16 protein-coding genes are annotated in these 20695 nt (G+C 68.4%); 11 read left to right on the top strand and 5 right to left on the bottom strand.

Translation table 11 applies throughout. The annotated features are described in order from the left end of the window. Window positions 1-2 precede the first annotated feature (2 nt). From nuoF to LX88_RS02285, 10 genes are read left to right on the top strand one after another with little or no spacing between them, the layout of a single operon-like run. Window positions 3-1283: an NADH-quinone oxidoreductase subunit NuoF gene (gene nuoF / locus LX88_RS02330; protein WP_258946212.1), complete on the top strand. Its 1281-nt coding sequence runs from the start codon at window positions 3-5 to the stop codon at window positions 1281-1283. After that, window positions 1280-3742: an NADH-quinone oxidoreductase subunit G gene (locus LX88_RS02325; RefSeq protein ID WP_258946211.1), complete on the top strand. Its 2463-nt coding sequence runs from the start codon at window positions 1280-1282 to the stop codon at window positions 3740-3742. Before nuoF ends, LX88_RS02325 begins: the two co-directional genes overlap by 4 nt. Window positions 3743-3765: 23 nt before the next feature. Continuing rightward, window positions 3766-5061: an NADH-quinone oxidoreductase subunit NuoH gene (gene nuoH, locus LX88_RS02320; protein ID WP_258947587.1), complete on the top strand. Its 1296-nt coding sequence runs from the start codon at window positions 3766-3768 to the stop codon at window positions 5059-5061. A 2-nt stretch (window positions 5062-5063) separates the two neighbouring features. Beyond that, entirely contained in the window at window positions 5064-5579 is a 516-nt protein-coding gene (gene nuoI, locus LX88_RS02315) for an NADH-quinone oxidoreductase subunit NuoI (RefSeq protein ID WP_258946210.1), read from the top strand. Between the two features lie 5 nt (window positions 5580-5584). Continuing rightward, window positions 5585-6427, top strand: a complete 843-nt coding sequence (locus LX88_RS02310) for an NADH-quinone oxidoreductase subunit J (protein ID WP_258947586.1) — start codon at window positions 5585-5587, stop codon at window positions 6425-6427. Continuing rightward, the gene (gene nuoK / locus LX88_RS02305; protein WP_030473209.1) at window positions 6424-6723 is read left to right on the top strand and encodes an NADH-quinone oxidoreductase subunit NuoK; all 300 of its coding nucleotides are present in this window, start codon (window positions 6424-6426) and stop codon (window positions 6721-6723) included. Before LX88_RS02310 ends, nuoK begins: the two co-directional genes overlap by 4 nt. Before the next feature lie 10 nt (window positions 6724-6733). Then, window positions 6734-8671, top strand: a complete 1938-nt coding sequence (gene nuoL / locus LX88_RS02300; RefSeq protein ID WP_258946209.1) for an NADH-quinone oxidoreductase subunit L — start codon at window positions 6734-6736, stop codon at window positions 8669-8671. Further along, window positions 8668-10254, top strand: a complete 1587-nt coding sequence (locus tag LX88_RS02295; protein ID WP_258946208.1) for an NADH-quinone oxidoreductase subunit M — start codon at window positions 8668-8670, stop codon at window positions 10252-10254. Before nuoL ends, LX88_RS02295 begins: the two co-directional genes overlap by 4 nt. A 1-nt stretch (window position 10255) precedes the next feature. Then, window positions 10256-11833: an NADH-quinone oxidoreductase subunit NuoN gene (gene nuoN / locus LX88_RS02290; RefSeq protein WP_258946207.1), complete on the top strand. Its 1578-nt coding sequence runs from the start codon at window positions 10256-10258 to the stop codon at window positions 11831-11833. A 55-nt stretch (window positions 11834-11888) separates the two neighbouring features. After that, window positions 11889-12854, top strand: a complete 966-nt coding sequence (locus tag LX88_RS02285) for a polyprenyl synthetase family protein (protein WP_258947585.1) — start codon at window positions 11889-11891, stop codon at window positions 12852-12854. Here LX88_RS02285 and rarD read toward each other — a convergent pair. Then, window positions 12851-13810, bottom strand: coding sequence for an EamA family transporter RarD (rarD, locus tag LX88_RS02280; protein WP_258946206.1), 960 nt, complete (start codon window positions 13808-13810; stop codon window positions 12851-12853). The two genes, LX88_RS02285 and rarD, sit on opposite strands and share 4 nt — an antisense overlap. 143 nt (window positions 13811-13953) lie before the next feature. On the opposite strand from rarD, the gene LX88_RS02275 reads away from it, so the two are divergent. Further along, window positions 13954-16071 (top strand): sunset domain-containing protein, encoded by a 2118-nt coding sequence (locus LX88_RS02275; protein ID WP_258946205.1) that lies wholly within the window; start codon window positions 13954-13956, stop codon window positions 16069-16071. Window positions 16072-16137: 66 nt separating this feature from the next. On the opposite strand, the gene LX88_RS02270 is transcribed toward LX88_RS02275, so the two are convergent. From LX88_RS02270 to LX88_RS02255, 4 genes are all read right to left on the bottom strand, one after another. After that, window positions 16138-17187, bottom strand: coding sequence for a thiamine pyrophosphate-dependent enzyme (locus LX88_RS02270; protein ID WP_090065923.1), 1050 nt, complete (start codon window positions 17185-17187; stop codon window positions 16138-16140). Window positions 17188-17263: 76 nt separating this feature from the next. Further along, complete coding sequence (locus tag LX88_RS02265) at window positions 17264-19102, bottom strand: 2-oxoacid:acceptor oxidoreductase subunit alpha (protein WP_258946204.1); 1839 nt, start codon at window positions 19100-19102, stop codon at window positions 17264-17266. 211 nt (window positions 19103-19313) lie between these two features. Continuing rightward, window positions 19314-20054: an enoyl-CoA hydratase gene (locus LX88_RS02260; RefSeq protein ID WP_258946203.1), complete on the bottom strand. Its 741-nt coding sequence runs from the start codon at window positions 20052-20054 to the stop codon at window positions 19314-19316. A gap of 172 nt (window positions 20055-20226) precedes the next feature. After that, window positions 20227-20676, bottom strand: coding sequence for an Lrp/AsnC family transcriptional regulator (locus tag LX88_RS02255; RefSeq protein WP_177224552.1), 450 nt, complete (start codon window positions 20674-20676; stop codon window positions 20227-20229). Between the last annotated feature and the right edge of the window lie 19 nt (window positions 20677-20695).

The following is a 20695-nucleotide window of genomic DNA, read 5'->3' as shown; positions in this document are numbered from 1 at the left end:
CAATGGTTGACCCGCTGACTCCTGTTCTCACCAAGCGCTGGACCGAGCCCAAGTCCTGGACCATCGAGACCTACGAGCGCACCGGTGGCTACACCGCCCTGCCCAAGGCGCTGAAGGCCCACCCGGACCAGCTCATCCAGCAGTGCAAGGACTCCGGACTGCGCGGCCGCGGCGGCGCGGGGTTCCCCACCGGCATGAAGTGGGGCTTCATCCCGCAGGGCGACGGCAAGCCGCACTACCTCGTCATCAACGCCGACGAGGGTGAGCCCGGCACCTGCAAGGACATCCCGCTGATGATGGCGGACCCGCACTCGCTGATCGAGGGCGTGATCATCACGTCGTTCGCGATCCGCGCGAACTTCGCGGCGATCTACGTCCGCGGCGAGGTCCTGCACTGCATCCGCCGACTCAACGCGGCGGTGCGCGAGGCGTACGCCAAGGGCTACCTGGGCAAGAACATCCTGGGCAGCGGGTTCGACCTCGACGTGGTGATCCACGCCGGCGCCGGCGCGTACATCTGCGGCGAGGAGACCGCGCTGCTCGACTCGCTGGAGGGCCGTCGTGGCCAGCCGCGGCTCAAGCCGCCGTTCCCCGCGACCTCGGGCCTCTACGCGTCGCCCACCGTGGTGAACAACGTCGAGACCATCGCGTCGGTTCCCTTCATCGTCAACGGTGGCGCCGACTGGTTCCGCGAGATGGGTCGCGACCGCTCACCCGGTCCGAAGATCTACTCGCTGTCCGGCCACGTCACGCGGCCCGGCCAGTACGAGGCGCCGATGGGCACCACGCTCCGGCAGCTGCTGGACATGGCCGGGGGCATGAAGGACGGCATCCCGCTCAAGTTCTGGACGCCGGGTGGTTCGTCCACGCCGATGTTCACGGCGGAGCACCTCGACGTGCCGCTGGACTTCGAGGGCGCCGCCGAGGCCGGTTCGATGCTGGGCACCACCGCCCTGCAGATCTTCAACGAGACCGTGTCCGTGCCGTGGGCCGTCATGAAGTGGACGGAGTTCTACAAGCACGAGTCGTGCGGCAAGTGCACGCCGTGCCGCGAGGGCACGTACTGGCTCGTGCAGATCCTGCAGCGGATGGTGGCCGGCAACGGGACGGCGAGCGACATCGACACGTTGCTCGACGTCTGCGACAACATCCTCGGCCGCTCGTTCTGCGCGCTCGGTGACGGTGCCGTCAGCCCGATCACCAGTGGCATCAAGTACTTCAAGGACGAGTTCCTCGCACTGTGCGACCAGAACTCCAAGGTCCTGGCTGGAGCGAACGCATGACCATCGCGCCTGACAAGCCCGCCGCCGAGCTCGTCGTCCCCGAAGGACACGTGAAGCTCGTCATCGACGGCGTCGAGATCGTCGCGCCCAAGGGCGAGCTGCTGATCCGCACGGCCGAGCGCCTCGGCACGGTCATCCCGCGCTTCTGCGACCACCCGCTGCTGGAGCCCGCGGGCGCCTGCCGCCAGTGCCTCGTCGAGGTCGAGATGGGCGGCCGGCCGATGCCGAAGCCGCAGGCCTCCTGCACGATGACGGTCGCGGACGGCATGGTCGTGAAGACCCAGCTGACCTCGCCGGTCGCGGACAAGGCCCAGCAGGGTGTGATGGAGTTGCTGCTCATCAACCACCCACTGGACTGCCCGGTCTGCGACAAGGGCGGTGAGTGCCCGCTGCAGAACCAGGCGATCGCCCACGGCCGCAGCGACTCCCGCTTCCACGAGCACAAGCGGACGTTCCCGAAGCCGATCAACATCTCGACGCAGGTGCTGCTCGACCGCGAACGCTGCGTGCTCTGCCAGCGCTGCACCCGGTTCTCCGCGCAGATCGCCGGCGACCCGTTCATCGAACTGCTCGAGCGCGGCTCGCAGCAGCAGATCGGTGTGGCGCAGGACAGGCCGTTCCAGTCGTACTTCTCGGGCAACACCATCCAGATCTGCCCGGTCGGTGCCCTGACGAGCGCCGCCTACCGCTTCCGCGCCCGGCCGTTCGACCTCGTGTCGACGCCGAGCATCTGCGAGCACTGCTCGTCGGGTTGCGCCGAGCGCACCGACTGGCGGCGCGGCAAGGTGCAGCGCAAGCTCGCCGGCGACGACCCGCAGGTCAACGAGGAGTGGATCTGCGACAAGGGCCGGTTCGCCTTCCGCTACGCCACGACCGGCGACCGCATCAGGCGGCCGCTGGTGCGCGACGCGGCGTCCGGTGAGCTGCGCGAGTCGTCCTGGACCGAGGCGCTGCAGGTCGCGGCGGCCGGTCTCGCGGCGGCGCGTGACGCGAACGGCGTCGGTGTCCTCACCGGTGGCCGGCTGACCGTCGAGGACGCCTACGCGTACTCGAAGTTCGCCCGAATCGCGTTGCACACCAACGACATCGACTTCCGCGCCCGGCCGCACAGCGCCGAGGAGCTGGAGTTCCTGTCCGGCACCACGGTGTTCACGAACCCGGACAACGGCGTCACCTTCCAGGGCATCGAGTCCGCACCGGCCGCGCTGCTGGTCGCGTTCGAGCCCGAGGAGGAGGCGCCGATCGTCTTCCTGCGCCTGCGCAAGGCCGCTCGCAAGGGCACCACGAAGGTCTTCCACCTCGGCCAGTTCACGACCCCGGCCGTGGAGAAGACGTTCGGCACGCTGCTCGCCTGCGTGCCCGGTGCCGAGGCGAACGCCATCAACGCGTTGCCGGAGCACGCTTCCGACGTCGTCGAGCTGCTGTCCAAGCCAGGCGCGGTGATCCTGGTCGGCGAACGTGCCGCCGTGATCCCCGGCGCGTTCACCGCGGTCGCACGCCTGGCCGAGCGCACGGGTGCCAAGGTCGCGTGGATTCCCCGCCGTGCCGGTGAGCGCGGCGCGCTCGCGGTCGGTGCCACGCCGAACCTGCTGCCCGGCGGTCGCCACGTCGCGAACGCCGCTGCGCGCACCGAGGTCGAGCGCACCTGGGGCGTCGAGGAGGGCTCGCTCCCCGCGACGCCCGGCCGCGACACCACGGGCATCCTCGAAGCCGCCGCGAACGGTGAGCTGTCCGGCCTGCTGGTCGGCGGCGTCGACCCGTTCGACCTGCCCGACCCGCGGCTCGCGGAGAAGGCGTTGGCGGGGGCCGGTTTCATCGTGAGCCTGGAGCTGCGTCCGAGCGCGGTCACCGCGCACGCCGACGTCGTGCTCCCGATCGCCCCGGCGGTCGAGAAGGCCGGCAGCTACCTCAACTGGGAGGGCCGCCGCCGCGAGTTCGGCGCGACGCTCGAGAGCCCCGGTTCGATGTCGGACTGCCGCGTGCTCGACACCCTCGCGGTGGAGATGGACGCGGACCTGTTCACGCAGACGCCCGCCGCCTCGGCCTCCGACCTGGCTCGTCTGGGCGAGGGCACGCCGAGCGGTTCCTCGCTCAACGTCGCCGCGCCGCTGCAGATCGCGGCCGGCCCCGGCCAGGCCGTGCTCGCCACGTGGCACCGCCTGATCGGCAACGGCTCCCTGCAGGTGGACGAGCCGCACCTCGCCGGTACGGCACGCCCGGTCGTCGCGAAGGTCGCCGAGGTCACCGCGCAGCAGTTCGGACTGGAGACCGGCGGCTACGTGACGGTCTCCACCGAGCGTGGCGCGATCACGCTCCCGGTCGAGACCGACGACCTGCCCGAGGGCGTCATCTGGCTGCCCACCAACTCGGGTGACGTGACCGTCCGGGCCACTCTCGGCGCGGGCCACGGCTCGATCGTCTCCGTCAGCGGAGGATCTTCCTTTGGGGTGAAGTCATGACCCAGCAGTTCGTCGCAGCGGAGATCGGCGAGACCGCCAAGCTCCTCGCGGACGACCCGTTCTGGCTGATCTTGATCAAGGTCGTCGCGATCTTCGCGTTCCTCGTGGTCATGACTCTGTTCATGATCAACTGGGAGCGCAAGGTCGTGGGGCGGATGCAGCAGCGTCCCGGCCCCAACCGCGTGGGCCCGAACGGCTGGCTGCAGTCGCTCGCGGACGGTCTCAAGCTCGCGTTCAAGGAAGACATCCGCCCGGTCCTCGCGGACAAGTGGGTCTTCTTCCTCGCGCCGGTGATCTCGTGCATCCCCGCGTTCCTCGCGTTCTCGGTGATCCCGCTCGCGGGCGAGGTCAGCCTGTTCGGCGAGCAGACCGCGCTGCAGCTCGTCGACCTCCCGGTCGGTGTGCTGGTGGTGCTCGCCTGCTCCTCGATCGGCGTCTACGGCATCGTGCTGTCCGGCTGGGCCTCCGGCTCGCCCTACCCGCTGCTGAGCTCGCTGCGCGCCGCGGCACAGGTGATCTCCTACGAGATCGCGATGGGCCTGTCGATCGTCGCGGTGATCATGTTCACCGGCTCGATGTCGACCGGTGACATCGTCGGCGCGCAGGCGACCACCGTGCTCGGGTTCGCGCCCGGCTGGTTCGGCCTCCTGCTGTTCCCCAGCTTCGCGATCTACGTCGTGTCGATGGTCGGCGAGACCAACCGCGCCCCGTTCGACCTCCCCGAGGCCGAGTCGGAGCTCGTCGGTGGTTTCCACACGGAGTACAGCTCGCTGAAGTTCGCGCTGTTCTTCCTCGCCGAGTACGTGAACATGGTGACCGTCTCGGCGCTCGCGACCACGCTCTTCCTCGGCGGCTACCACGCCCCGTGGAGCGGCGAGTTCATGAACACCGGCTGGTGGGGCCTGCTCTGGTTCGTCATCAAGACGCTGAGCTTCCTCTTCCTCTTCATCTGGCTGCGCGGCACTCTTCCCCGCCTGCGCTACGACCAGTTCATGAAGCTGGGCTGGAAGGTGCTGGTCCCGACCAGCCTCGTCTGGATCATGGCCGTCGCGGTCATCCGCACCGGCGCGATCCAGCAGCTCTCCACGGCGCAGCGGCTCATCGCGCTGGGCGTGGTCGTCGGCCTCGTGCTGCTGGTCTCGTTCCTGCTGCCGGACAAGAAGGTCCAGGACACCAAGGGCGTTCCGCTCGCGGGTTCCGGCTTCCCCGTGCCGCCGCTCGACCTCGTCGTTCCCAAGGCCGCGCCCAAGCGCAAGGTCAAGGTCGCCAACATCCCCGCGGACAAGGCAGCCGTCACCACCGGTAAGGAGGCTGAGTAGGGATGTTCGAGTCCCTGAAAGGCTTCGGAGTCACCTTCGGCACCATGTTCAAGAAGGTGGTGACGGAGGAGTACCCCGAGGTCAAGAAGGTGACCGCGCCGCGGTTCCACGGCCGTCACCAGCTGAACCGGCACCCGGACGGTCTGGAGAAGTGCGTCGGCTGCGAGCTGTGCGCGTGGGCCTGCCCGGCGGACGCGATCTTCGTCGAGGGCGGCGACAACACCGAAGAGGCACGCTTCTCGCCCGGTGAGCGCTTCGGTGCCGACTACCAGATCAACTACCTGCGCTGCATCGGCTGCGGCCTGTGCATCGAGGCGTGCCCGACCCGTTCGCTCACGATGACGAACGAGTACGAGCTCGCCGACGACAACCGCCAGGACCTGATCTTCACCAAGGAGGACCTGCTCGCCCCGCTGCTCCCCGGCATGGAGCAGCCGCCGCACCCGATGCGGTTGGGCGACAACGAGCAGGACTACTACGTCAACGGGCCTCAGCTGGCGAAGGAGGCTCAGCAGTGAGCCTCCTGACGTTCCTCGCGCAGCAGCAGCCCGAACCGGTGCAGCGCGTGGTCGACACCGTGACCACCGGCGAGGCGATCACGTTCTGGGTGCTCGGCCCGCTCGCGCTGGCCGGTGCGCTCGGCATGCTCTTCGCGCGCAACGCCGTGCACTCCGCGCTGTGGCTCGTCGTGACGATGCTCAGCCTCGGTGTGCTGTACATGGTCCAGCAGGCGCCGTTCCTCGGCTTCGTGCAGATCATCGTCTACACCGGCGCGATCATGATGCTGTTCCTGTTCGTGCTGATGATGGTCGGCCGCGACAGCTCGGACTCCGTCGTCGAAGTCATCCGCGGCCAGCGGCTCGCGGCCGCGTTGCTCGGCATCGGGTTCGCCGTGATCCTGGTCGGTTCGGTCGGCCGCGCGCTGACCGGTGTCGACGCCCGCGGCCTCGCCGAGGCGAACACCACGAACGGCGGCAACGTCGGCAACATCGGCCAGAAGCTCTTCACGGACTACCTGTTCGCGTTCGAGCTCACGTCGGCGCTGCTGATCACCGCCGCCCTCGGCGCGATGATCCTGGCCTTCGTCGGCCGCGACGGGAAGCCCTCCAAGAAGACGCAGAAGGAACTCGTCGAGGAGCGCTTCCAGAGCGGCAAGCGGGTCGGCTCGCTGCCCGGCCCCGGCGTCTTCGCCACCGCCAACTCGGTGGCCACCCCCGCACTGCTGCCCGACGGCAGCGTGGCGGAGGAGTCGCTGTTCGACGTCATCGAGGCGACCGACAAGGCCACGCTCTCGGGCGACGTCGCCGACGTGGCCGGCACCGGGCACCAGCCGGACTCGCACGCGCTCAAGGGAAGTGAGTCGTGACTCCCACGTACTACCTGCTGCTGTCGGCACTGCTGTTCAGCATCGGCGCCGTCGGCGTTCTGGTGCGCCGCAACGCCATCGTGGTCTTCATGTGCGTCGAGCTCATGCTCAACGCGGTCAACCTGAGCCTGGTGACGTTCGCGCGGATCAACGGCTCGCTCGACGGTCAGGTGATGGCGTTCTTCGTGATGGTCGTCGCCGCGGCGGAGGTCGTCGTCGGCCTCGCGATCATCATGTCCATCTTCCGGACGCGTCGCTCGGCCTCGGTCGACGACTCGAACCTGCTGAAGTACTGAGGGGTCACCGGTGACGGAACCTGTTGTCGCCAGCGGGGTCGCGAGCTTCGCCTGGTTGTTGCTCGCGCTGCCCGCGTTCGGTGCGGCGGTGCTGTTGGTCAGTGGCAGGCGCGCCGACAAGTGGGGCCACCTGCTCGGCAGCGCCACGCTGCTGGCGTCGTTCGGCTACGCGCTCGCGCTGTTCTTCTCGACGCTCGGTGTCTCCGACCCCGAGGGGCGGGTGCAGAACCTGCACCTGTGGGACTGGATCGACGTCAACGCGCTGACCGTCGAGTTCGGACTGCGGATCGACCCGCTGTCGCTGACGTTCGTGCTGCTGATCACCGGTGTGGGCTCGCTGATCCACATCTACTCGATCGGGTACATGGCGCACGAGGAAGGCAGGCGGAAGTTCTTCGCCTACCTCAACCTCTTCGTCTCGGCGATGCTCCTGCTGGTGCTGGGCAACGGCTTCGTGACCCTGTACTTCGGCTGGGAGGGCGTCGGTCTCGCCTCGTACCTGCTGATCGGCTGGTACCAGTACAAGCCGGAAGCGGCATCGGCGGCCAAGAAGGCCTTCCTGATGAACCGCGTCGGTGACCTGGGCCTCGCCATCGCGATCTTCCTGATGTTCAACAAGCTCGGGACGACGCAGTACACCGAGGTCTTCAGCCGCGTCAGCGAGTTCTCCTCGGCCGAGGTCCTCGCGATCACGCTGCTGCTGCTCCTGGGCGCCTGCGGCAAGTCCGGTCAGTTCCCGCTCCAGGCCTGGTTGCCGGACGCGATGGCCGGCCCGACACCGGTGTCCGCCCTGATCCACGCGGCGACCATGGTCACCGCGGGCGTGTACCTGATCGCCCGCTCCAACCCGCTCTACAACCTGAGCGAGGACGGCCGCCTGGTCGTCATGATCATCGGTGCCGTCACGCTGCTGATCGGCTGCATCATCGGTTGCGCCTACGACGACTTCAAGAAGGTCCTGGCGTACTCGACGGTCTCGCAGATCGGTTACATGATCCTCGCGGTGGGCCTCGGCCCGATCGGGTACGCGCTGGGCATCATGCACCTGCTGACGCACGGCTTCTTCAAGGCCGGGCTCTTCCTCGGTGCCGGTTCGGTCATGCACGGCATGAACGACGAGGGCAACATCCGCCGGATGGGCGGGCTCTACAAGTTCCTGCCGATCACCTTCGTCACCTGGACGCTCGGCTACCTCGCGCTGATCGGCATCCCGCCGTTCGCGGGCTACTTCTCGAAGGACGCCATCATCGCGGCGGCGTTCACGGGCGAGGGCTGGCGGCCGTACGTCTTCGGCGGGGTGGCGCTGCTCGGTGCCGCGCTGACCGCGTTCTACATGACGCGCCTGCTGATCCTCGTCTTCCTGGGCAAGCCCCGCTGGAAGGAACTGAAGTCCGAGGACGGCCGCGAGTACCACCCGCACGAGTCCCCGCTGACGATGACCGTCCCGATGATCATCCTCGCGGTCGGCTCGATCGGTGGCGGCTGGTTCCTCTCCTCCGGCGGGCGTCTGGCCGGCTGGCTGGAGCCCTCGCTGGGCGAGCTGAAGGAAGAGCACGGCGTCATCTCGCACGGCATGGTCGGGATCCTGACCGTCGTGCTCGCGCTGCTGGGCGCCGGACTCGCGTTCCTGCTCTTCGGCCGCCGCAAGCAGCCGGTCGAGCGGCCGGCGCGGGTGGCCTGGCCGGTGCGCGCGGCCCGTGCGGACCTCTACGGCAACGCACTGAACGAGGCCCTCTTCGCGCGGCCGGGCACCTGGCTCACCCGCGCGCTGGTGTTCCTCGACCTGAAGGGCGTCGACGGTGCCGTCAACGGCACCGCGGCGCTGCTCGGCGGTAGCTCCGGCCGGTTGCGCAGGCTGCAGACCGGGTTCGTCCGCTCCTACGCACTGTCCATGCTGCTGGGCTCGATCTTCGTGCTCGGGGCGCTCCTGGTGGTGAGGTTCTCGTGACCTGGGTTCTGATCGCACTGCTGGTGGTGCCGCTGGTCGGCGCCCTGGTGGTGGCGTTCCTGCGCAAGGACGACAAGAAGGCCAAGCTCGTCGCGCTGGCGTTCTCGCTCGTCGAGCTCGTGCTCGCCGGTCTGCTGTGGTTCGCCTACGACCCGGACGGCGACCGCATCCAGCTCGCCTCGGGCGTGGACTGGATCCCGGCGTTCGGCGTGCGGCTGCAGTTCGGCATCGACGGCATCGCGCTGGTGATGATCGCGGTCATCGCGCTGCTGATCCCGCTGGTGATCGGTGCCGGCTGGACGGAGAAGCTGCCCGCCGGCCGTTCGCAGGGCGGGTACCTCTCGCTGATTCTCATCCAGGAGGCCGTGACGGTCGGGGTGTTCGCCGCCACCGACGTCTTCCTGTTCTACGTGCTCTTCGAAGTCATGCTGATCCCGATGTACTTCCTGATCGGCGGCTACGGCGGCGCGCGCAGGCAGTACGCGGCGGTCAAGTTCTTCCTCTACTCGTTCCTCGGCGGCCTGATCATGCTGGCCTCCGCCATCGGCGCGTACGCGATGGCGTCGGACGAGCTGGGCAAGGGCACGTTCGACTGGGCGACGCTGGTGAAGGTGGTCAGCGACGCCGACTCGACGACGCAGACCTGGCTGTTCCTCGGCTTCTTCCTGGCGTTCGCGATCAAGGCGCCGCTCGTGCCGTTCCACACCTGGCTGCCCGACGCCGCCGCCGAGGCGCCCATCGGCGTCACGGTGATCGTCGTCGGCATCCTGGACAAGGTCGGCACGTTCGGCATGCTGCGCTACCTGCTGCCGATGTTCCCGGAGGCGTCGAAGAACCTGGCGCCGTACGTGCTCGTGCTCGCGGTGGCCGGTGTCCTTTATGGATCGCTGCTCGCCACGGGCCAGCGGGACATGAAGCGGTTCCTGGCCTACGTCTCGATCGCCCACTTCGGCTTCATCGCGCTCGGCATCTTCTCGTTCACGTCGCAGGCAGGCGTGGGCTCGGTGTCGTACATGCTCAACCACTCGATCTCGACCGGCATGCTGATCCTCGTGGTCGGCATGGTGATCGCGCGCGGTGGTTCGTCGCTGATCTCCGACTACGGCGGCATGTCGAAGGTGGCGCCGCTGCTCTCGGGCATGCTGCTGCTGGCGGGTCTGACCACGCTGTCGCTGCCGGGCACGAACTCGTTCGTCTCGGAGTTCCTGGTGCTGATCGGTTCGTTCCCGACGCGGCCGGTGTTCACGATCATCGCGACGGTCGGCATGGTGCTCGCGGCGCTCTACGTGCTGTGGCTCTACCAGCGGATCATGACCGGCCCGCTGCGCGGTGACGCGCTGATCGGTGCGGCCGCCGGACAGCGTTCAGATTCCCCTTCGGGGAGCGTCGGCACCCTGGAGAAGAAGACGGCCATCGGCGACCTCTCGAAGCGCGAGATCGCCGTGCTGGCACCGCTCGTTGTCATCGTGCTGGCGCTCGGGTTCTACCCGCAGCCGGTGCTCGACGTCATCACCCCGACTGTGGGGGCGACGCTGACCGAGGTCGGCGTGACCGACCCGGTCACCGTGCAGGAAGGCAAGTGACGTGAACCTTCTCGTCGCTCAGGCGCAACAGATCGAGGCGCCGGAGATCCATTACGGCGCCATCGCGCCGCTGCTGATCGTGCTCGGTGCAGCGTGCATCAGCGTGCTGCTGGAAGCGTTGCTGCCCAAGCACCAGCGGTGGGCCGTGCAGCTCGTGCTCACGCTCCTGACCCTGGTCGGTGCCGTCGGCTCGCTGATCCTCTACGCGACGTCGGAGCGTCCCGAGCAGGGCGTGGCGACGCTGGCGGGGGCGATCGCGGTCGACTCGCCGTCGCTGTTCCTGTGGGTCACGTTGCTGGTGCTGGGCTTCGGCTCGGTGCTGTTGATCGCCGACCGCTCGGTGGAGCCGGGTGGCGCGTTCGTGGCGCAGGCCGCGATCCGTCCCGGCACCGTGCAGGACCGCGCGCAGGCGACGAAGACCGGCATGCAGACCGAGGTCTTCCCGCTCACGCTGTTCGCGCTCGGCGGCATGATGACGTTCGTCGCGGCGAACGACCTGCTGACGATGTTCATCGCGCTGGAAGTCCTGTCGCTGCCGCTGTACCTGCTGTGCGGCCTGGCTCGCCGCCGTCGCCTGCTCTCGCAGGAAGCGGCCGTGAAGTACTTCCTGCTCGGTGCTTTCGCCTCCGCGTTCTTCCTCTACGGCGTGGCTCTGCTGTACGGCTACGCGGGTTCGGTGAAGCTCTCGGCCATCGCGACCGCCGCCGGCGGAACGGACCGTTCCGACACGCTGCTGTTCGCGGGCTTCGGCCTGCTGGTGGTGGGCCTGCTGTTCAAGGCCGCCGTCGGCCCGTTCCACGCGTGGACCCCGGACGTGTACCAGGGCGCGCCGACTCCGATCACGGCGTTCATGGCCGCGTGCACCAAGGTCGCCGCGTTCGGCGGCATCCTGCGCGTGCTCACGGTGGCGTTCGAGAACACGCAGTGGGAATGGCGTGGCGTGCTCTACGGCGTCGCGGTCGTCTCGATGGTGATCGGCGCGATCCTCGGCCTCACCCAGACCGACGTGAAGCGCATGATCGCGTACTCCTCGGTGGCGCACGCGGGCTTCCTGCTGATCGGCTCGATCGCGCTGACCCCCGAGGGCGACAACCCCGGTGTGAGCGCGACCATGTTCTACCTGCTGGCGTACGGCTTCACCACGATCGCCGCGTTCGGCATCGTGTCGCTGGTCCGCAACTCGGACGGCGAGGCGACGCACCTGTCGCAGTGGGCGGGTCTCGCGAAGCGGTCGCCGATCGTGGCGGCCACCTTCACGTTCCTGTTGCTGGCCCTGGCGGGCATTCCGCTGACGTCCGGCTTCATCGGCAAGTTCGTCGTGTTCAGCGCGGCGATCGAGGCCGGCCTGACGCCGCTCGTGGTGATCGCACTGGTGGCCTCGGCCGTCGCGGCGTTCTTCTACCTGCGGGTGATCGTGCTGATGTACTTCAGCGACCCGGCCCCGGACGGCCCGACCGTGACGGTGCCCGGCGCGTTCACCACGATCGCGATCACGTTGGGCGCGGTGGTGACCTTGGTGCTCGGTCTGTGGCCCACGTTCGTGCTCGATTGGGCGGGTACCGGCTCCTTCCTCAGCTAGGTGTACGTAGTCTGCTGGTGTGACCAGTAGCGAGCATGAGGGACCGGGGTTCGCGTTGGTGGACCCCGTGCTCACCGAGGTAGTCCAGGACGGCCTGGCCGAGGTGGAGCGCATCCTGCACGACGTCGTGCAGAGCGAGTTCCACCCGGTCACGGAAACCTCGCTTCACCTTGTGGAGGCGGGCGGGAAGCGCATCCGCCCGCTCTTCACACTGCTCGCATCGCAGTTCGGCGCCGACTGGGACCGGGAAAAGGTCATCAAGGCGGCCGCTGTGGTCGAGCTCACCCACCTCGCGACGCTCTACCACGACGACGTCATGGACGAGGCGACCATGCGGCGCGGAGCGGTCTCCGCGAACGTCAAGTGGGACAACAGCATCGCGATCCTGACCGGCGACTTCCTCTTCGCCCACGCGTCCCGCCTCACCGCCGACCTGGGCACGGACGCGGCGCGGATCATCGCGGAGACCTTCTCGGTCCTGGTGACCGGTCAGATGCGCGAGACCGTCGGCCCGAAGCCCGGCGAGGACGCGATCTCCCACTACCTCAAGGTGATCGAGGAGAAGACGGGCGTCCTGATCGCCACCGCGGCCAGGTTCGGCGGCATGTTCTCCGACGCGACCGACGAGCAGACGGACGCGCTGCGCCGCTACGCCGAGGTGATCGGGGCGGCGTTCCAGATCTCCGACGACGTCATCGACATCGCGTCGCCGTCCGTCGAGTCGGGCAAGACCCCCGGCACCGACCTGCGCGAGGGCGTGAAGACGCTGCCGATGCTCTACGCGCTGGCGGATCCGTCCGAGACGCGCCTGGCCGAGCTGCTGGCGGCACCGATCTCCGACGACGAGCTGGTGGACGAGGCCCTGCTCCTGCTGCGCAAGTCCTCCGGCATGGACAAGGCCCGCGAGACCCTCGACGACTACGCGGACCGGGCCCGCACGGAACTCGGCAAGCTGCCGGAGTGCGCCGCGCGTGACGCCCTCGAAGAGCTCGCCACGTACGTCGTAGAACGCTCCCGCTAACTGCTTGCTGACCGCACGCGGGGACCTTTCGTACCGTCATGGAGTACGAAAGGTCCCCGCGTGCAGTTCTTCAGCGCGTCGAACGTGAAGATCGCCACGGCCAGCCACACCAGTGCGAACCCGATCCACCTGCTGGCCGGCATCGGTTCGTGCACGACGAACACGCCCCACGCGAACTGCAGCACCGGCGCGAGGTACTGCAGCATGCCCATCGTGATCAGCGGAATCCGCTGCGCGCCCGCCCCGAACAGCACCAGCGGGATCGCCGTGACGATGCCGGTGCTCAGGATCAGCAGGGTGTGGCCGCTGCCTTCGGTGGTGAAGGTGTTCGCGCTGCCGAGGACGAGCAGGTAGACCACCGCGAACGGGACGATCACGACGCTCTCCGCGGTGAGGCTGGTGATGGCGTCCAGCGGCACCTTCTTCTTCAGCAGCCCGTAGACGCCGAACGAGCAGGCCAGGATCAGCGAGATGATCGGCAGCCTGCCGTAGTCGACGGTGAGCACGATCACAGCGACGATGACCACAGTGATCGCTACGGTCTGCGGCAGCCGCACGCGTTCCTTCAGGAAGATCATTCCGAGCGCCACGCTCACCAGTGGCGTGATGAAGTAGCCGAGCGCCGCTTCGACGACGTGGTGGCTGTTGACCGCGTAGATGTAGGTGCCCCAGTTCACCGTGATCAACACGGCCGCTGCGGTAACGATCAGCCAGCCTTTTCCTGATAGTTCGAGGAAAGGCCGCCACCGTCGGAGGATCATGACGACGATGGCGAGCGTGACGAACGACCAGACGATCCGGTGTGCGAGCACCTCGACCGGCTGGGCGGGTACGAGGAGTGGCCAGTACGCCGGGAACAAGCCCCAGAGGACGTAGGCGAGTGCGCCGTACGTGAGCCCTCGCCCCTGGGTGTGAACTTCTGGCGAAGTGATGGCCGAGGTTGTCAGAGGGGGCACAAAATCCCACTCTACGCTGGGCTTTCCACCCGTTATTTGCGCTGAACGGCGTAGTGACGGAGCATCATCAAAGGCACTGTAGTTTGGCCGTGCTCACCCTTCCGAGTGAGTGGGGTCGGTGTGGTCGTAGAAGGGGCTTACCCGTGAACATCTTCGGGCAGGTCTGGCTGTGGAGCCTGCTGTCCTTCGTTGCGGGAGTACTGCTCACCTGGTTGGTGATGGTGCGCCCCGCACGCAAGCAGATTGCCGACCTGGATGATCAACTTCTCGATGCGCGCCGGAGCTCCGCACCGGTAGCGGCGGCTGTTCCCGTCGACGACTTCGTGGTCGACGAGTGGGACGCGCCGCCGCCGCGATCGCTGAGCGACGACGTGCTGACGCCGCCCACGGCGGTGCCGGCACTACCGCCCGCTCCCGCGCCGTACCAGGAGCCGCCCGCGTACTTCGGTGAGCCCGTGCCGGCTCCCGCTCCGCCGCCGCTGCACGTTCCGCCGCTGCCGGTCGTCGAGGAGCCCGAGCAGACGCCTCACGAGCGGGCCCCATACGAGCAGGCGCCGTACGAGCAGGAGTCGTTCGAGCAGGAGTCGCCCGAGACGACCACCTTCGAGGTCCAGCACGAGCCGGAGCCCGAGGAGGAGCCGGCCGCGCAGGTCCGCCAGTACCTCGAGCCCGAAGAGGCGCAGCGCCGCTTCGAGGAGCAGCTGGCCGAGCAGAAGGCACTCGCCGACGCCGAGGACGACCGTCCCCGTTCGTTGTTCGAGCGACTCGAGCCGGGAGAGGTCCCCGCCGAGACCCCGGCCGAGCAGACGACGGTGCTGTCGCAGTCCGGGCTGCAGGCCGCGGACTTCGACGACGAGCCCGAGCTCCCGGCCGAGCAGACGTCGTACGTGCCCACGGTCGTGCCGGTCGCCGAGCCCGGTGCGCCGGCCCGCGTGCCGACCGCGGGGCCGGAGGTCGACGAGCAGGCCGACGACTTCATCTACCAGCCGCGCGAGGCCTGGTCGCAGGACGAGCCGGAGACCTACCTCGACGAGGCCTCCGAGCAGGAGGACGAGCCCGCAGGCACCCGCTCCGAGCAGACGACGTTCATCGCCGTCGAGGAGAGCAGCTGGCCCGACAGCGACCTCACCGGCGAGTACCCCGGCCTGCGCGACGAGATCTCCGGCCAGCTGGACGGGTTCACCGAACCGCGGCCCGAGGTGGAGCCGGAGTCCCCGGCCGAGCAGACCGGGCTGATCGAGCCGATCGTCGAGCCGGTGGACCTGGACGCGCCGAGCGTGCGCAACGGTGTCTTCGAGTCGACGCTGGCCGAGGAGCAGTACGCCGAGCCCGAGCAGGAGTCCGAAGAGGAGCCTGAGCAGGAGCCCGCGCACGAGCAGCACGAGCAGCACGAGCAGCACGAGCCCGAGCGGGTCTTCGAGGAGTTCGTCGCGCCCGAGTACACCGGGTCGTTCTCACAGCCGTTCATGGCACCCGGTTCCCCGCCGCCCGCGCCGTTCTCGGCGTTCGAGCCGCGGGTGGAGTCCGAGGAGCCCCCGGAGCGTTCGGTCCGCGCCGTCGGTGCCGCGTTCTCCCACGGCACCGAGGCCCCCGCCGCACCGGCCGCACCGGTCGCTCCGCCCGCGCCTGCTCCGGTCGCCGAACAGCGGCGTTCGCTGTTCGAGCCGCTGCTGGACGCCGACGAGCCGTTGCCGGCGCTCGGCCAGACCCGCAAGCTCCCGGACAGCAGCAACGACCAGCCGTTCGTGCCGAAGTTCGTGCCGAGCGACGAGCCGCTGCTCGCCGCCCCGCCCGAGCCGGAACCGGAGCCCGTCGACCTGCCGCAGCGCCACACCGAAGCGGGTCTGCCGATCCGTGAGGCCCGGCGCACCACGCCGCAGCGTCAGCAGAGCTTCCCCGCGTTCTCGGCGTTCGAGCAGCCGAAGCAGGAGGCCCCGCCCACGCCGTCGCTCCCGCAGCGCCCGCGTCCGGTCGGCTTCTCGCCGTCCACTGGCGGCCGCCCGAACGGAACGCCCGCGGCCCCGGCACCGGCGCGGTTCCAGCAGCCGGAGGGCTTCAACCCGCGCTCGCCGTTCGGCCCCGGCTCGGTGCTGCCGAAGTCGGACGGCCACGCGCCGGCCGCGGACTTCTCGGTCAAGGCCACGCTCACCGGCCGTCGTTACTACAACGAGGGCTCCGCGAACTTCGTGGAGACGCGCGCGGACGTGTGGTTCCGCACCGAGGCCGACGCGGAGAAGGCCGGGTTCCGCCCGGCTCCGTGAGCTCGCACCCAAGGCGACGAAAAGGCCCCCACCGCGTTCGGTGGGGGCCTTTCTGCGGTTCCGGGTCTAGCCGACCACGGTCCAAGTGTCCTTGCCGTGCAAGAGCTTGCTCAGGTCTGCGGCCTTGCTGGCCTTGGCCTCGTCGACCTGCGCGCGCACTCCGTCGTCGTACGTCGTGCGGTCTGCACGGCGGAACACGCCTGTGACGGTGTGCGTGAGGTCCTGCGTCGACAGCCGCGAGAGCGCGAACGACAGGTTCAGGTCCGACGCGTCGTGCACGACGATGTCGCTCGCGTCCACGTCCGCGGACTTGGCGACCGCCAGCCCGAAGCCCTCGCGCACCACGCAGTACTCGCCCTCACGACCGAACCGGATCGGCTCGCCGTCGACGACGTGGATGATCCGCCGCTGTGCCTCGTCCGCGTCCTTCAGCACGTCGAACGCGCCGTCGTTGAAGATGGGGCAGTTCTGGTAGATCTCCACGAGCGCCGAGCCGCGGTGTTCCGCCGCCTGGCGCAGCACCGAGGTGAGACCGGCCTTGTCCGAGTCGAGCGCCCGGCCCACGAAGGAGGCCTCCGCGCCCAGTGCCAGCGACACCGGGTTGAACGGGTGGTCGACCGAGCCGATCGGCGTCGACTTGGTGACCTTGCCCGGCTCCGAGGTCGGCGAGTACTGGCCCTTGGTGAGGCCGTAGATCCTGTTGTTGAACAGCAGGATCTTGAGGTTCACGTTGCGCCGCAACGTGTGGATCAGGTGGTTGCCGCCGATGGACAGCGCGTCGCCGTCACCGGTCACCACCCACACGCTCAGGTCCGGCCGCGCCACGGCGAGTCCCGTGGCGATGGCCGGCGCACGGCCGTGGATGGAGTGCATGCCGTACGTGTTCATGTAGTACGGGAAGCGGGACGAGCACCCGATGCCCGAGACGAACACGATGTTCTCGCGCTTGAGACCCAGCGACGGCAGGAACGACTGCATGGTGTTGAGCACGATGTAGTCGCCACAGCCGGGGCACCAGCGGACCTCCTGGTCCGACTTGTAGTCCCTGGCCGTCTGCTTCTCGTCAGTCGTGGGAACCCCGGTCAGGCCGGGAAGTCCGATGTCGATGGCAGTCATCGAGCCTCCTCGCTACGCTCGTCGGTGCGCTGACTGCAAGGCAGTACTGTGCCCATTGGTTCGCTCGCAAGCTCACTCACGCCGACACCCCCTTGATCACGTCAGCGAGCACGTCCTGCAGCTCCTCCGCCTTGAAGGGCAGGCCCTGCACCTTGGTGTAGGACACGGCGTCCACCAGGTACTTCGCCCTCAGCAGCAACGCCAGCTGGCCCAGGTTCATTTCCGGCACGATGACCTTCTCGTACGACTTCAGCACGTCACCCAGGTTCTTGGGGAACGGGTTGAGGTGCCGCAGGTGCGCGTGCGCGACCGGGAGGCCGAGCTTGCGGACCCGGCGTGCCGCCGCGCCGATCGGGCCGTAGGACGAGCCCCAGCCGACGACCAGCACCTTCGCGTTGCCGTCCGGGTCCTCGACCACGACGTCCGGCACCTCGATGCCGTCGATCTTGGCCTGGCGCAGGCGAACCATCTTGTCGTGGTTCTCCGGGTCGTACGAGATGTTGCCGGTGATGTCCTGCTTCTCCAGACCGCCGATGCGGTGCTGCAGACCAGGGGTGCCGGGCACGGCCCACGGACGTGCCAGCGTCTCCGGGTCACGGGAGTACGGCTGGAAGTTCTCCGGGTCCGTCGCGAACTCGACCGTCAGGTCGGGCAGCGTCTCGACGTCCGGGATCATCCACGGCTCGGAGCCGTTCGCGATCGCGCCGTCGCTCAGGAACAGCACCGGGGTGCGGTACTTCAGCGCGATCCTGGTCGCGTCGACCACCGCGTCGAAGCAGTCCGAGGGGGACTGCGGCGCCACGATCGGCACCGGCGACTCGCCGTTGCGGCCGAACATCGCCTGCAGCAGGTCGGCCTGCTCGGTCTTCGTCGGCAGACCGGTGGACGGGCCACCGCGCTGCACGTCGATCACGAGCAGCGGCAGTTCGGTCATCACGCCGAGACCGATGGTCTCGGACTTCAGCGCGATACCGGGGCCGGACGTCGACGTCACGCCGATCGCGCCGCCGTAGGACGCGCCGAGGGCGATGCCGATGCCCGCGATCTCGTCCTCGGCCTGCACCGTGGTGATGTCGAAGTTCTTGTGCTTGCTCAGCTCGTGCAGGATGTCCGACGCTGGCGTGATCGGGTACGTGCCGAGCACGATGGGCAGCTTCGAGAGCTGGCCCGCCGCGACGATGCCGTACGCCGTCGCCGTGTTGCCGGTGATCTGGCGATAGGTGCCGACGTTGAGCTTCGCGGGCGCCACCTCGTAGGTGACGGCGAAGGCCTCGGTCGTCTCGCCGTAGTAGAAGCCGGCGCGGAACGCCAGGACGTTGGCCTCGGCGATGTCCGGCTTCTTCGCGAACTTCTCGCGCAGGAACCGTTCCGTGCCCTCGGTCGGCCGGTGGTACATCCACGACAGCAGGCCGAGCGCGAACATGTTCTTCGCGCGTTCGGCGTCCTTCTTGCCGAGGCCGGTCTCCTCGAGGGCACCGATGGTCAGCGTCGCCATGGCGACCTTGTGGACCTGGAACCTCTCGAGAGAGTCGTCCTCGAGCGGGTTCGAGTCGTACCCGACCTTCGTCAGGTTCCGCTTCGAGAACTCGTCGGTGTTGACGATGAGGATGCCGCCGTCCGGCAGGTCGACGACGTTCGCCTTGAGCGCGGCCGGGTTCATCGCGACGAGAACGTCGGGACGGTCACCGGGCGTCAGGATGTCGTAGTCGGCGAAGTGCAGCTGGAACGACGACACACCGGGCAGGGTCCCCTGTGGTGCGCGGATCTCGGCGGGGAAGTTGGGCTGCGTGGCGAGGTCGTTGCCGAACGCCGCCGCTTCCGACGTGAACCGGTCTCCGGTGAGCTGCATACCGTCACCGGAGTCGCCGGCGAAGCGGATCACAACGCGATCCAGCTTGCGGGTCTCAGTGCTCATTCCTACGCCGATACCTCTCTCCAAGGGTGGCCGTGCCCCACCACGAGGGTAGTCGCCAGGACCGCCTGCGAGACGGACCGTGTACCACCAGGCGAGACGAACTGTCCCATCTGCCGCACCGGGTCCTTAACTCAACGGTAAGCACAGCGCCACCAGCGGATACCCGAATGCGGTAGACGTCACCCTCGATACCTGTTACCCAAGGTAACACTTACCGCCCGCTGATCCGAGCCTTCATCGCGGCAAGCCTCGCAGCGAACTCTGGAGTGTCGATCGAAGCGACCTGTGGGATCAGCTCGAGCGCGACCGCTTCCTCGTGGTCGTGCATTGCATCGGTCGCCCGCATCGTCGCCTTGATGGTCCGGACGAGTTCCGCCGGCGCCTCGGCCGAGGCCTTCGCCAGCTCTTTCGCCACTGCCAGCGGGTCTTCGGCCCTGGCGTAGGCGAGTCCGTGCGCGACGGCCTGGTCGGCGTCGAGGATCTGCCCGAACAACGTCATCGCCGTGGCGGTCTGCGGGCTGGTGATCCGCTGCAACATCCACGTCATGCCGCCGCCGGGGTGGATGCCGAGCTGCAGGAACCGCGCGTCGAACCGCGCCTTCGGCCCGGCGATCCGGACGTCCGCGGCCAGCGCGAGGTTGAGCCCCGCTCCGACCGCGGCACCGTTGACCGCGGCGATCGTGGGGATCTTCGCGTTGGCCACGGCGAGAAAGCCCTTGTAGATCCGCCTCAGCCCCTCGTCCTTGGAGTTGCCGAGCTGCGTGAGGTCCGCGCCCGCGCAGAACGCCGGCGGGGCACCCGTGATGACCAGCGCGTTGGCTTCCCGTTCCGCTTCCCCGACCTTGTCCGCGAGCTCCTGCGACAGGTCGACGGTCAGTGCGTTGCGCCGCTCCGGATCGTTGATCGTGATCACGGCGACGGAATCGTGGTGCTCCAGCAGAACCTCAGCCATGCCCGCACCCTAGGGCGTGTCCCGTGAGTCTCGTCCGCGACAGTCGCGGCCGAGGGCCCCGGAGGCGGCACCGCCGCAACGCCCGAATACGCCCGGTATGAGGGCGTCGCGGCGGCACCGCCTCCGGGTCTCTCGACCGTGACTCTCATCGAACGGACTCACGGGACACGCCCTAGGGCGCGATCGGCCGGTCCAGCAGCCGGGACAGCACAACCGTCGACACGGTCCGGTCGATGATCTCGACGGCCCTGAGCCGCTCCAGCGCGGTCTCCAGGTGGTGGATGTCCGCGGCCCGCAGGTGCACGATCGCGTCCGCCGCTCCAGACACCGTGTAAGCCGCACTGACCTCGGCCATCGGCTCCAGCCGGTGCTGGATGTCGTGCGGCGCGACGTTCCCCTTGCAGTGCACCTCGACGAACGCCTCGGTGCCCCACCCCAGCGCCTCCGGGTCCACCACCGCCGTGAACCCCCGCAACACCCCCGTGTCCAGCAGTTTGTCGACCCGCCGCTTCACCGCGGGCGCACTCAGCCCCACCTCCTTGCCGATCTCCGCGTAGCTGGAGCGCGCGTTGGCCATGAGGCACGAAATGATTCGATGGTCGATGCTGTCCACACGCAACATTCTGCCCTAGTTAACGCAA

It is taken from the genome of Lentzea californiensis, from assembly GCF_024648825.1.
In the GTDB taxonomy this organism is placed as follows: Bacteria; Actinomycetota; Actinomycetes; order Mycobacteriales; family Pseudonocardiaceae; genus Lentzea; species Lentzea californiensis.
Note: the sequence above shows the minus strand (reverse complement) of the source record. Positions and strands in the feature narration are given on the sequence as shown.